General features: G+C 63.5%; 16 protein-coding genes. 9 read left to right on the top strand and 7 right to left on the bottom strand.

What is annotated here, in order from left to right; all coding sequences use genetic code 11:
• Positions 1–92 precede the first annotated feature (92 nt).
• From VGO04_RS10230 to VGO04_RS10205, 6 genes are all read right to left on the bottom strand, one after another.
• Positions 93–308 carry a hypothetical protein gene (locus tag VGO04_RS10230; protein WP_327495839.1) on the bottom strand — a complete coding sequence of 72 codons (216 nt, stop codon included), beginning with the start codon at positions 306–308 and terminating at the stop codon, positions 93–95.
• Positions 309–441: 133 nt separating this feature from the next.
• The gene (locus VGO04_RS10225) at positions 442–1,491 is read right to left on the bottom strand and encodes an MBL fold metallo-hydrolase (RefSeq protein WP_327495838.1); all 1,050 of its coding nucleotides are present in this window, start codon (positions 1,489–1,491) and stop codon (positions 442–444) included.
• Positions 1,492–1,840: 349 nt separating this feature from the next.
• The gene (locus tag VGO04_RS10220) at positions 1,841–2,503 is read right to left on the bottom strand and encodes a peroxiredoxin (RefSeq protein WP_327495837.1); all 663 of its coding nucleotides are present in this window, start codon (positions 2,501–2,503) and stop codon (positions 1,841–1,843) included.
• A gap of 357 nt (positions 2,504–2,860) precedes the next feature.
• Entirely contained in the window at positions 2,861–3,844 is a 984-nt protein-coding gene (locus tag VGO04_RS10215; RefSeq protein ID WP_327495836.1) for a threo-3-hydroxy-L-aspartate ammonia-lyase, read from the bottom strand.
• Positions 3,845–3,919: 75 nt separating this feature from the next.
• The gene (locus VGO04_RS10210; RefSeq protein ID WP_327495835.1) at positions 3,920–4,471 is read right to left on the bottom strand and encodes a hypothetical protein; all 552 of its coding nucleotides are present in this window, start codon (positions 4,469–4,471) and stop codon (positions 3,920–3,922) included.
• A gap of 133 nt (positions 4,472–4,604) precedes the next feature.
• Complete coding sequence (locus tag VGO04_RS10205) at positions 4,605–6,113, bottom strand: PLP-dependent aminotransferase family protein (protein WP_327495834.1); 1,509 nt, start codon at positions 6,111–6,113, stop codon at positions 4,605–4,607.
• A 90-nt stretch (positions 6,114–6,203) separates the two neighbouring features.
• On the opposite strand from VGO04_RS10205, the gene VGO04_RS10200 reads away from it, so the two are divergent.
• The 9 genes from VGO04_RS10200 to VGO04_RS10155 all read left to right on the top strand — a co-directional run bounded on the left by VGO04_RS10200 (position 6,204) and on the right by VGO04_RS10155 (position 11,408).
• Positions 6,204–6,827, top strand: a complete 624-nt coding sequence (locus tag VGO04_RS10200; RefSeq protein WP_327495833.1) for an FMN-binding negative transcriptional regulator — start codon at positions 6,204–6,206, stop codon at positions 6,825–6,827.
• Positions 6,828–6,969: 142 nt separating this feature from the next.
• Positions 6,970–7,602, top strand: coding sequence for a LysE family translocator (locus tag VGO04_RS10195; RefSeq protein WP_327495832.1), 633 nt, complete (start codon positions 6,970–6,972; stop codon positions 7,600–7,602).
• Positions 7,603–8,113: 511 nt separating this feature from the next.
• Positions 8,114–8,356: a helix-turn-helix transcriptional regulator gene (locus tag VGO04_RS10185; RefSeq protein WP_327495831.1), complete on the top strand. Its 243-nt coding sequence runs from the start codon at positions 8,114–8,116 to the stop codon at positions 8,354–8,356.
• Positions 8,357–8,786: 430 nt separating this feature from the next.
• Positions 8,787–8,996 carry a cold-shock protein gene (locus tag VGO04_RS10180; RefSeq protein WP_327495830.1) on the top strand — a complete coding sequence of 70 codons (210 nt, stop codon included), beginning with the start codon at positions 8,787–8,789 and terminating at the stop codon, positions 8,994–8,996.
• Positions 8,997–9,344: 348 nt separating this feature from the next.
• Entirely contained in the window at positions 9,345–9,581 is a 237-nt protein-coding gene (gene rpsU, locus VGO04_RS10175; protein WP_327495829.1) for a 30S ribosomal protein S21, read from the top strand.
• 45 nt (positions 9,582–9,626) lie between these two features.
• The gene (locus VGO04_RS10170) at positions 9,627–9,848 is read left to right on the top strand and encodes a hypothetical protein (RefSeq protein ID WP_327495828.1); all 222 of its coding nucleotides are present in this window, start codon (positions 9,627–9,629) and stop codon (positions 9,846–9,848) included.
• Between the two features lie 11 nt (positions 9,849–9,859).
• Positions 9,860–9,982 (top strand): hypothetical protein, encoded by a 123-nt coding sequence (locus tag VGO04_RS10165; RefSeq protein ID WP_327495827.1) that lies wholly within the window; start codon positions 9,860–9,862, stop codon positions 9,980–9,982.
• 140 nt (positions 9,983–10,122) lie between these two features.
• Positions 10,123–11,037, top strand: a complete 915-nt coding sequence (locus VGO04_RS10160; RefSeq protein ID WP_327495826.1) for a pyridoxal-phosphate dependent enzyme — start codon at positions 10,123–10,125, stop codon at positions 11,035–11,037.
• A 125-nt stretch (positions 11,038–11,162) separates the two neighbouring features.
• Positions 11,163–11,408, top strand: a complete 246-nt coding sequence (locus tag VGO04_RS10155; protein WP_327495825.1) for a hypothetical protein — start codon at positions 11,163–11,165, stop codon at positions 11,406–11,408.
• 90 nt (positions 11,409–11,498) lie between these two features.
• On the opposite strand, the gene ilvC is transcribed toward VGO04_RS10155, so the two are convergent.
• Positions 11,499–12,165 (bottom strand): ketol-acid reductoisomerase (gene ilvC / locus VGO04_RS10150; RefSeq protein WP_327495824.1); only part of this gene is annotated, 667 nt, incomplete at its 5' end.

Genomic DNA, 12,165 nt, shown 5'->3' with positions numbered 1-12,165 from the left:
GCCCGAACCGGGCGCGGGCACGATTAACGAGAACAGCCGAGACATTTCAACCGAAAATGTCCATTTCGTGATTAGCGGCAGCCGTCACCGCATCACCAGTTGCCGGGGTCCGCCGTGTGGTCGACGCTGGCGAATTCGTCCGCCTTTTCCCGGTCGAGCGTCAGCTGGGTCACGTTGCCGGTCTCGTCCGTGACAGCAAAGGACAGCGGCGCCGGCTCACGGGTCAGAAACTGGTACATCAGCAAGGCCGCTTCTTCGGCGCTATCGGCCTCGAACTCCCTGACGACGCTTAAGGAAAACCGTTGCATGACCTGACCCCTGCCTTCATTGCCTCGACGCTTCCATAGGAGATGGCGCGCATTCCACCGGCGTCAATGCGCCAGAAACAATGAGCAAGCATCAACGGACAAGCGTCGATGCGTCGGCGTCGATGCGTCGGCATCAATGCGTTACCGGGCCGTCCACCCTCTTCCAGGCGGCAATCCCGCCTTCGATATGGCAGGCGCTCAAGATGCCCGCCTGCTGCGCCGCCTCCACCGCCATCGCCGAGCGCTCGCCGAAGGCACAGTAAAAGACGATGCGCTTGCCCGTCGCCTCGGCCAGTTCATGCAGCATGCCGCCGGCAACGACGTTTTGCGCAAGGTCCGGATAGGGCGCATGCAGCGATCCGGGAATGATACCGTGCTTTTCGCGCTCCGCCCTTTCGCGCAGATCGACCAGCGCGATTTTGGCGTGACCGCACAGCGCCAGCGCTTCCTTGGCCGAAAGCGCCCAGCCGCGGCGCGCAATCTCGTCCTGGTGCAGGCCGATGTGGACGTTGGCCGGCACCGCCACGTCCATCATTTTCGGGTTTGGCAGGTTGAGGTTGTTCATCAGGTCGACATATTCGTCGACCGACTTGACCCTCAGGCGCGGATTGAAACGCTTCTCCTCGCCGATGGTCGAGACCGTGTCGCCCTTGTAGTCATGCGCCGGGTAGACCAACGTTTCCTCGGGCAGTTTCAACAGCTTGTTGAAGATCGAGTCATATTGCTGGCGCGGGTCGCCGTTCTGGAAGTCCGTGCGCCCGGTGCCGCGGATGAGCAGCGTGTCGCCGGTAAACACCCGCCTGCCCAGGTCGCCGCCCATCAGGAAGGAATAGGAATCGTCCGTATGGCCGGGCGTATAGAGCACGTCGAGGCTGAGGCCCTCGATCGACACCCGGTCGCCCTCCGCCACCCGCATCGAGACGACATCGGCCGCCGTCTGCTCGCCCATGACGGTGATGCAATGCGTCTGGTCGCGCAGCGCCCCGAGACCGGTGATATGATCGGCATGAAGATGCGTGTCGACCGCCTTGACCAGCTTGAGATCGAGCTCGCGCACGAGCTGCAGGTAGCGCTCGACCTTTTCGAGCACCGGATCGATGATCAGCGCCTCGCCGCCCTGGCGGCTGGCGATGAGATAGGTGTAGGTGCCGGATACGCTGTCGAACAATTGACGGAAGATCATCGGCGGCTCCTTGCCTGACGATATCGCGGCTTCCTTCTTGGGGCGCCGTCCGGCATTTCGAGGGAGGCTAGCTGCCCCTCATCCGCCTGCCGGCACCTTCTCCCCGCAGCCGGGGCGAAGGGACGTTGCCGCACGCCCGAGCGTCTCCTCTCCCTCTGCGGAGAGAGCCAATTTTATACGGCGGCCGCCCCGACTGGACCCTCCAACCGCTGGAGGAGGAAGAGCCGGGCGGGCGCCGCAAATCCCCTTCTCCCCGCCTGCGGGGAGAAGGTGCCGACAGGCGGATGAGGGGCTCCCTCACCGCGCGGATGAGGGGCTCTGCGCCCTCACCCTTTGCCGAGTGACCGCCTCAGCCCTTCGGCTGCGGCACGATGCGGATATAGGGCTTCGGCGCTTTCCAGCCGTCCGGATAGACCTTGCGGGCGTCGTCGTCGCTGACCGAGCCGGCGATGATCACGTCGTCGCCCTGCTTCCAGTTCACCGGCGTCGCCACCTTGTGCTTGGCCGTCAGCTGCAGCGAGTCGATGACACGCAGCACTTCGTCGAAGTTGCGGCCGGTCGTCATCGGATAGATGAGGATCAGCTTGATCTTCTTGTCCGGGCCGACGACGAAGACGTTGCGCACCGTCTGGTTGTCAGCGGGCGTGCGCTGCGTCGGGTCGCCGGAGACCGGCGCGGGCAGCATGCCGTAGAGCTTCGAGACGGTGTAGTCGACGTCGGCGATCATCGGGAAGTTCGGCGCATGGCCTTGCGTTTCCTCGATATCGGCCGCCCAGCCGGCGTGACGGTCGAGCGGATCGACCGAAAGGCCGATGATCTTGACGCCGCGCCGGTCGAATTCCGGCTTGATGCGGGCCATGTAGCCAAGCTCGGTCGTGCAGACCGGCGTAAAGTCCTTCGGATGCGAGAACAGGACGGCCCAGGAGTCGCCGATCCAGTCGTGAAACCGGATCGTGCCATCGGTCGTTCCGACCTCGAAATCCGGTGCGATGTCATTGATTGCAAGCGTCACGATACCCTCCAGTTGTGTATGAGCGCCGCGCCCGCCCCGGGCGCGATGGTAGCACTCGAATTGTTGGCCGCGCCCGGCATTCGCGAGGCGTCAAAAGGCTGTTGCAATCCCTTGGTTTCGTCCATGTCCAGCACTCCGGCTGAAAACGTCAGACTGGAAAATCCCTTATGAAATCAGATTATTGCAGAAACCTTCGTGATGCATCTGAACACTCGGCGCCACGGTGCGTTGCACAGTGTGCCACTTTTGCCGCTTAAGGCAACTGGAAAGACGGAGCCGCTGCAGCCGACCGCACTGACCGCCGATGGCCGGCGGTGCGCGGACGCCGCAGGCGCCGAACAAAGATCGGTCGCGGGCCTACCGCAACAGCGCGCTGTAGGTCGTCATGTCGACATTGCCGCCGCTCAGCACAATGCCGACACGCTTGCCGGCGCAGGCAAGCACGCCCTCAAGCACGGCAGCCGCCGCAAGGCACCCGGTCGGCTCGACGATCATCTTCATGCGTTCTCCGAAAAAGCGCATGGTCTCGACAAGCTGCGCGTCGCTCACGGTCACGATGTCGGTAACCGTGCGCTGGATGATCGGAAAATTGTGGCGGCCGATACTCGGGGTCAGCGCCCCGTCGGCGATCGATTTCGGAACGCCGATCTCGACGATCCTGCCCTGGCGCAGCGACTGCTGGCCGTCATTGCCGGCTTCCGGCTCGACACCGACGATCGCAGCACCCGGCGAACGTTCCTTGACGCTGAGCGCGGTTCCGGCGAGGAGCCCACCGCCGCCAAGCGGCGTGACGATCAGGTCCAGCTCGCCCACCTCTTCGATCAGCTCGAGCACCGCAGTGCCCTGGCCCGCGATCACATCAGGATGGTCGAAGGGCGCGATCAGCACGGCGCCGCGCTCGGCCGCGAGCTTTGCGCTGATTGCCGAGCGGTCCTCGGCGTAGCGGTCGTAGAACACCACGTCGGCACCATAGCCCCGCGTCGCCGCCACCTTCATTTCCGGCGCGTCGCTCGGCATGACGATGGTCGCGGCCACGCCTTGCAGGCGGGCGGCGTAGGCGATCGCCTGGGCGTGGTTGCCGGACGAAAAGGCAACGACGCCCTGCCTCGATCCACTTTCCCGCAGGGCGGCAATGGCATTGTAGGCGCCGCGGAACTTGAACGCGCCGCCGCGTTGTAGGTTCTCTGCCTTGAAGAACAGGCGGGCGCCGGTCGCAGCATCCGCCGTGCGCGAGGTCAGGACAGGTGTTCTGTGGGCTATTCCGGCAATGCGGCCTCGCGCCGCCTGCACGTCGTCGAAGGTCGGAATGCGGAATTCCCCGTCTGCCGCCGAAACTGCCATGAGTCTCTCCTGAGCTTGCTGCACCCGACGCTAATAAAGAGCGTCATGCAAGGCAAGGATGTCGGCGCACCGATTTCAGGACGAGACGTTGCGGTAGTGGTCGACCGCAAAGCTGAACTGCACCTTCAGCATGAAGAGAGCAAAGACGCCCGCCAGCGCCGGCGACAGATCGGGCAAGAGCGGCAAGCCGGCAAGCCCGACAGACAATAACAGGCCGCCGACAAAGGTCTGCGCGGAATGCCCCGCCAGAAGATTGACGGCGATGGCAGCCGCAATCGTAAAGGCCCAGACGGCAACCGCCGGGCCGACCCCGGTGCCAAGCAGCAGCGCCATGACCACCACGTGCACATGGATGGCAATGAAGATCCAGCGATTGCGCGGCCGCGCCACATAGAAATCGTTGGTCGAGGGCGTGAAATTGGCGACGCAGCCGGCGGCGATGTCGACAACGAGGATCAGGGCGAGAACGGCCCGCCAGGAGGGCAAGGCAGACAGAACCGGCATGGCCAGGACGGCAAAGGCAATGGCGACGCCAATGCCAAAGAGAAAGATTGCCGCCAGATAGACCGGCGGCTGTTCCTCGCCGAAGACGTCATGAAGGTGGGGATGGATGGAAAGACGTCTCATGAGGGCCCCGCAACACACCAACTGATTGATCTTTAGGGCCGGATGCACCTCTGACGCAAGCGCAACCGGCACGCGCAGCTGATTGCTGCCACCATGAAACGGGCGGCCCGGTCGAAACCATCCCGATCCGGGCTCAGGCACGCGCGCCTTCAGTGCCCGGGGAGCGCAGCAATGCCGCAAGGGCTGCCACCCCCTTGCCGATTTCCGCCGCGTCGAGGCCGGCATAGCCCATGACCACGCCGGCCCGGTCCGGCCGATGGCCGGCATCGGCGGCAGCGTAAAGCGGCGAGACCGGATAGAGGCCGATGCCCGCGCCCCGAGCCCGCGCGATCAACGCGCCTTCCTCGGCCTTGTCCAGCCGTTCGAACCAGACGACCACATGCAGGCCCGCGTCAGCGCCTGATATCGTCACGGCATCGCCAAGCTCCGCCTTCAAGGCACCGAGCAGCGCCTCACGGCGACGGCCGTTGTTGCGCCGGCTGCGGCGGATGTGGCGCTCGTAGGCGCCGCTCGAAATCATCGCCGCAAGCGCCTCCTGCTCAAGAACGGGGGAATGGCGGTCCACGAGCTGCTTGGCGGCGGCAAAGGCCGGATAAAGGGACGGCGGCACGACCAGGTAGCCGAGCCGGAGCATCGGCGACAGGCTCTTCGAAATCGTGCCGAGATAGATGACGTTGTCGGCATGCGCCATGGTCTGAAGCGGCGGGATCGGCTGGATGTCGTAGCGATACTCGCCATCGTAATCGTCCTCGATCACGTAGGCTCCGGTCGATCTCGACCAGTGCAGCAGCGCCTGCCTTCGGCGCGCCGATAGCACGCTGCCGAGCGGAAACTGGTGCGATGGCGTGACATAGGCAAGCCGTGCATCAACGAGGCCGTCGATCAGCTCCGTGCGCAGCCCTTCTTCGTCGACGGCAATCGGCACGACGTCCGCACCCGCCGCGGCAAACACCCGCCGCGCCATGACATAGCCCGGATCCTCCATCGCGACCCGATCGCCGGGATCGACGAGCACCCGGGCGGCAAGGTCCAGCCCCTGCTGCGAGCCGTTGACGATGATGATCTGGCCGGGATCGCTGCGAAGTCCCCGCGCCCGCCAGAGATAGGCCTGGAGTGCTGCACGCAGGGCCGCCGAGCCGCCAGGATCATCATAGGCGAGCCGTTGGCGCCGCCGTCGCAAGGCCGTGTTGACTGCCCGCCGCCAGGGTTCGGTCGGGAAATCCGCAGCCGACAGGTCGCCGTAGCGAAAATCCGCAACCAGCCCGGGGGAAACCGGCGGCACCCACGCCGGCCCGCCGCCAAGCATCGCGCCAAAGCGCGACAGCCGCGCCGCCCCAGCGGGCTCCGGCGTTGCTTTCGAACGCTCCTCTTTCACCGGACGATCGGCCTCCTGGTCCCTCAGCAACGCCACGCGCGACCGTGCGCCCTGCCGGCTCTCCAGATAGCCCTCCGATAGGAGCTGCTCGTAGGCTGCAGTGACGGTGGTGCGCGACACGCCAAGCTCGGCTGCCAGAGCCCGCGTCGACGGCAGTCTGTCCCTGGGGCCGTAGGTGCCCTCGAGGATCTGCGCCCTCAGCGCCTCGTAAATCCGCCGCGCGGCACCAGTGCTTGCTTCGCCACCGCTTGTCTCACTGTCCACCATCGTCAACTGGCCCACTGAATTACGCGGAAACTGGATATTCATGTCAGTCCAGTTTGCATTTAAGACAGGGCATGCGCAAGGAGCGAGACCATGTACACACCCCCGGCCTTCAAGGAAGAGACGCTGAGCGTGCTGCACGCCATCATCGAGGCGGCGTCGCTGGCGACCCTTGTCACCGCCACGGCCGACGGCCTGATGGCGACCCCTTTGCCGCTCTTGCTTGATCGCGACGAGGGTCCCCATGGCACGCTCTATGGCCACGTCGCCCGCGCCAACCCACAAGGGTCGACAGCGCCGATCGGCCAGGCCATGGCCACCTTCTCGGGCCCAGACGCCTATATCTCGCCGTCCTGGTATGCGTCCAAGCGCGAGCACGGCAAGGTGGTGCCGACCTGGAACTATGTCGCCGTGCACGCCTATGGCGAGGCCGAATTCTTCAGCGACGAGGACCGTCTGCTCGATATCGTCACCCGCCTGACCAATCGTCACGAGGCCGGGCGCTCCGAGCCCTGGCGGGTTGACGACGCCCCGCCTGTCTTCATCAAGGCCCAGCTTCGCGGCATCATCGGCCTGCGTCTGCCGATCGACCGCCTCGACGGCAAGCGCAAGATGAGCCAGAACCGCAGCGCAGAAGATCGGGCAGGCGTTGCGGCCGGCCTCAAGGAAAGCCCCCGGATTGCGGATCGCCCTGTCGCCGAGGAGGTACCGGTTTGAGACGCAGCCGGCCGGGCGAGACGGGCGGGCTGATGTTCCCGCTTAGGCGGCGCGCCCTGCGCGAATTCCCTTCAACTTTCCCGCGCAAGGCCCTACAACGGACGACGGAAGAGCCCGCGACAGCAGACGAGGTGTAACAGGCATGCCATCGCTCGACATTCTCCTGACCTTCTTCGTGACCACCGCGATCTTCGCCTATATCCCGGGCCCGGCTATGCTTTATGCCGCCGCCCAGACCATGGCGCGCGGCCGCTTTGCCGGGCTCATGGCCACGCTCGGCATTCATATCGGTGGTTATGTCCACGTTCTTGCGGCCGCAGCCGGGCTTTCCATCCTGTTTCATGCGGTGCCGACGCTGTATCTGGCGGTGAAGCTTCTGGGCGCTGCCTATCTCGTCTGGCTGGGTTTCACGCTGATGCGCGCCAAGGCAAGCGGCGAAGGCGGCCTGCCGGTCGTGGAAGCCAAATCGGCGCGCCGCGCCTTCTTCGAAAGCGTCACCGTCGAGGTACTGAACCCGAAGACCGCAATCTTCTTCGTCGCCTTCCTGCCGCAGTTTACCGATGCGTCTGCCGCCTTCCCGGTCTGGTTACAGTTCCTGCTGCTCGGCACAGTCGTCAATCTGATGTTCTCGTCGGCCGATCTCGTCTGCGTGTTTCTCGCCGGCGCCGTCGTGTCGAAAATGCGCCGCTCGGGCAAGGCGCAGCGCCTGCTTCAACGCGCCGGCGGCACGGTGCTGATCGGCCTTGGCGCCCACCTCGCCTGGCAACGGACGTAGATCGACACGGAGAAAACCTCGCGTCCTCAAGGCCCGCGCTGCCGATGGCTAAGCCCGCATGACCGGCCGCCCGGCGGCCACCCTGCTCCCCACCGGCCCCGGCCTCGCCAATGGCCTTGCCAACCTGCACAGGTGCAGCGCTTTCGCGTCGCGGCCCGTTTCTGATCGAGGCGCGTCTGGCGTAGAGCGCTCGTCTGAAAACGCCAGATCGGAAGCCATGCGCTCGCCACAAAGTCCCTTCTCGCCGCTTGGCAGGAGACGGTGGTCGGCAGGCCGGATGCGGGGCATTTCACGGTCCGGAAAGCCGCCAAAACGCCTTAAATCACAGCCTAACAAATTGAAATTATTTTGTATTCCTCATTACAACCGCTGCAAACTTGCGCCCGCAAACTTCTTACCTATATTAGCGACGCCCTAGGTTCGCACTCTCATCGCATTTGAGTCGCATTTCAGTTTTGGGCCCCCTTCACCCGGCAGTCCCTTGCCGGTGGACCAACGAAGGAGACACTTCATGTCCTTTAAGAAAGACCTACACAAAGCTCCGGGTGCTAATTTGTCCCGCGTCAAAATCGGAGCTGCCATCAAGCGTTCGCGTGAATCCGCCGGCTACTCTGTCGATGATCTCTCGGTCACGACTGGCCTCACGGAAATTGAAATCTCCAAGATCGAGCTCGGCGCGGATACCGATCCGACCAAGCTGCAGCGCATCGCCGCCGCTTTGCAGGTCTCGCCGCAGACCTTCACCACCGCATGACAAGCGGCGGCGGTGCGCCTGTGAATACGCGCCGCCGCCACGACATCTTCGGAAGGAACCGCCGCATCGGACATGTCCTGCGGCGATCCGGCCTCCCCCTTCCCGGCTCCCGGGTTTCTCCCAGCCAAGACACCCCGCCCCGAACGCCGCGACCGGCATTGCCGACATGTTTGAGGGCGCGCAGGGGAAGAAAAATTAACGCAGAAAAAACCCGCCATTTCAGGCCTTTGGCGAGGTTTTGGCCACAGTTCGAATTCAAATAATCTAATATTTTCATTGAGTTTCAAAAAGTATCGTCTATATATCGCACCATCGAATATTGCTTGTGACCTTTGACACTGCGCTTTCGCGTGGGCAGATCTCCTCTCTAATATCGATCAACGCCGGAGAAATATTTTCCGGCAAACTCAACGATTGAAAGGAAATCGTCATGGCTTCAGGCACTGTAAAGTGGTTCAACGGCACCAAGGGCTTCGGCTTCATTCAGCCGGATGACGGCAGCACCGACGTATTCGTGCACATCTCCGCGGTAGAACGCGCCGGCATGCGCTCGCTCGCCGAAGGTCAGAAGATTACGTACGACGTCGTTGCCGACCGTAAGTCGGGCAAGAGCTCGGCCGACAATCTCAGGGCCGTATAATTTGTCATTCGCCCTCCTCTGACCACGGATGAACTGGCAGGGAGGCGCTTGAATGACGGGAAGAGGTCGGGAAACAACCCGACCTTTTTGCGTCTTTGGACCTTGTCGTCTCGCGAGTTTCGGGAAAAGCGTAACAACGGTTTTTCGCCCGGAATTTACGGAAATTTCAAAGAACGGGATCAGTTCACGACAATGAAGTGATCCAACTTCGAGCAGGCAGGGACTGCGCGGGCCGCCACGGGCGATGCCCTCGGCAAGCCCCCACCCTTCGCTCACATCATTGAGCGCCAGGCTCGACAGACAGTGCACGCGTCAACCGCGCGGCAACCGACAACAGGAGAACATGTTTTGCAGGTACTTGTCAGGGATAACAACGTCGAGCAGGCTTTGCGCGTCTTGAAGAAGAAGATGCAGCGTGAAGGCCTGTTCCGCGAATTCAAGGCACGCAGCAGCTACGAGAAGCCCTCGGAAAAGCGCGCGCGCGAAAAGGCAGAAGCAATCCGCCGCCAGCGCAAGCTGACGCGCAAGAAGCTTCAGCGCGAAGGCCTGCTGCCCGCGCCCAAGCGGGCCGTGCGTCCGCGCTAAGCTTCAAGGGGGCGGCAAGCGCCGCCCCTCCTTAGGAGACAGACCATGACTCCGAACCCAAACGCAGCTTTCAAGCCGGGCAAGACGTCCGCAAGCGAGAAAGCCGCCGCCACCGACCATACGGCAAGAGCAATCGTTGCCGCCGAAAAGGTCGCCCGCGACAAGAAGACCGAGAAGCTCAAGGCCATGCGCCTGGAGCGCGCCGCAGCAGAGCCTGCCGCAGAGGTGGTCCCCTCCAAGCCGTCGCGGAAATCCCCGAAATCTTGATTGAGGTGCAGATGCTGCGAACGCTCGCGCATAAGATCCCCCGATACGACTACACCCAGCTTGCCATCAAGGCGTCCCTCGTCTTCTCGCTGCTCTTCGTCATGCTGATGATCCTCAGCGGCATTCTCTGGTAGTCAGCCTGCAGCAGCAGCTCGGCCACTGCCCCTGAGATGCCCCTCGTTGCGACGAGCAGGCAAACCGCTTCAGGATTGACGCCGCGCAACCTTCCTGTCCGCCCGACCACCACGTTGCATTTCCAAAAACGAGGTATGCCATGCCGCTTCATCTCGAAACTCCGCTGCTTCAATCCACGCCGCTTGGCCTCGCGTCAGGCCGCTCCATCTGGTTGAAGATGGACGCGCTGCAGCCGCCGGGCTCGTTCAAGATCCGCGGCGTCGGCGCGGCTTGCGAGTTTCATGCGCAAAACGGCAAGCGGCGCTTCGTCTCCTCGTCCGGCGGCAATGCCGGCATGGCGGTCGCCTATGCCGGGCGAAAGCTCGCAATCCCCGTCTCGGTCTTCGTTCCCGAAACGACGACGGAGCGGGCGAAAGGCCTGATCCGGCAGCAAGGCGCCGAGGTGATCGTGCACGGATCGGCCTGGGACGAGGCCAATGCCGCAGCCCTTGCCGCGCTCGATGCCGAGACCGCCTTCATCCACCCCTTCGACGATCCGCTGCTTTGGACCGGGCACGCGACTGTCATCGACGAGGTGGTCCGATCGGGCCTTTCCTTCGATGCCGTCGTCCTTTCGGTGGGCGGCGGCGGGCTCTTTGCCGGCGTTGCCGAAGGGCTCCAGCGCAACGGGCTTGAGCGCGTGCCGATCTTCGCCGTCGAGACCGAAGGCACCGCCTCGCTTGCCGCCTCGATCGAGGCGGGCGCCCTGGTGGAACTCCCGGCGGTCAGCGGCATTGCCACGTCGCTTGCCGCCCGCAAGGTCAGCGCCCGCGCCTTCGAGCTTAGCCAGACCCGCCCCGTCGAGAGCGTCATCGTCAGCGATGCGGACGCCGCAACAGCCTGCATCCGCTTTCTCGACGATCATCGTGTGCTGGTCGAGCCCGCCTGCGGTGCTGCCCTTGCCGTCGCCTACACCCACGCCGACCGCCTGGGCGACCACCACAACATCCTCATCATCGCCTGCGGCGGCGCCACGACGACGGTCGAAAGACTGCAGGCCTGGCAGGAGTTTTGAGCCGGGCTCGGAAAAGCGACCTGCCTGGTGGTCATTGATTTCCAGCAGCTCTGGAAATCACCTTTGCGCGAACATATGTCCAGAGTATAACCGCAGCGTGTTTTGGCCTGCGGCACGGAAGGCAGATGTTCGATACGTTCCTTCGCCACGCGACGACCACCGTCAGGGTCCTCTGGTGGATCACGGTCGTCGGCACGGCGACCACTCTCGGCGCCCTCTACGGCTGGCAAGGCCATGGCTGGGACGGGGCGCTCGGCTTCGGGCTGGTTGGCTTCGCCGCCGGTTCGGCCTTCGCCGCCTTGTTCCCCGACTTCTGTCTAGACCTGTTTGGAAGTGTCTTTCTGGGTCTGCTGCGGTCTCTCTGGCAATAGAGAGCGCAGTTTTTCAAGCGGCCAGTCCAGATCACGAAAAAAGCCGAGGCGATCGCCCCGGCTTTCTTCCAGTCCAAAGTTCGATAAGGCTTAGTTCTTCGCCTTGTCGACCAGCTTGTTCTTGCCGATCCAGGGCATCATGCCGCGCAGCTTCGCGCCGACTTCCTCGATCTGGTGGTTGTCGTTGACGCGGCGGATACCCTTGAAGCGGGCCGCACCCGACTTGTACTCCTGCATCCATTCCGAGGTGAACTTGCCGGTCTGGATGTCCTTCAGGACGCGCTTCATCTCAGCCTTGGTTTCTTCGGTGATGATGCGCGGGCCGGTGACGTATTCGCCCCACTCGGCGGTGTTGGAGATCGAGTAGTTCATGTTGGCGATGCCGCCTTCATAGATCAGGTCGACGATCAGCTTCACTTCGTGCAGGCACTCGAAATAGGCCATTTCCGGGGCGTAGCCACCTTCGACCAGCGTTTCGAAGCCGGCGCGGATGAGCTCGACGAGACCGCCGCACAGAACGACCTGTTCGCCGAAGAGGTCGGTTTCGCACTCTTCCTTGAAGTTGGTTTCGATGATGCCCGAACGGCCGCCGCCAACGCCGCAGGCGTAGGAGAGCGCGAGGTCAAGGGCGTTGCCCGAAGCGTCCTGGTGAACGGCAACGAGGCAGGGAACGCCGCCGCCCTTCTGGTATTCGCCGCGAACCGTGTGGCCCGGGCCCTTCGGCGCGATCATGACGACGTCGAGCGAAGCCTTCGGC

Origin of the sequence: Ensifer sp. (assembly GCF_035999185.1) — a bacterium.
In the GTDB taxonomy this organism is placed as follows: Bacteria; Pseudomonadota; Alphaproteobacteria; order Rhizobiales; family Rhizobiaceae; genus Ensifer.
The sequence above is the reverse complement of the archived record's forward strand: the minus strand, read 5'-3'. Positions and strand labels throughout refer to the sequence as shown.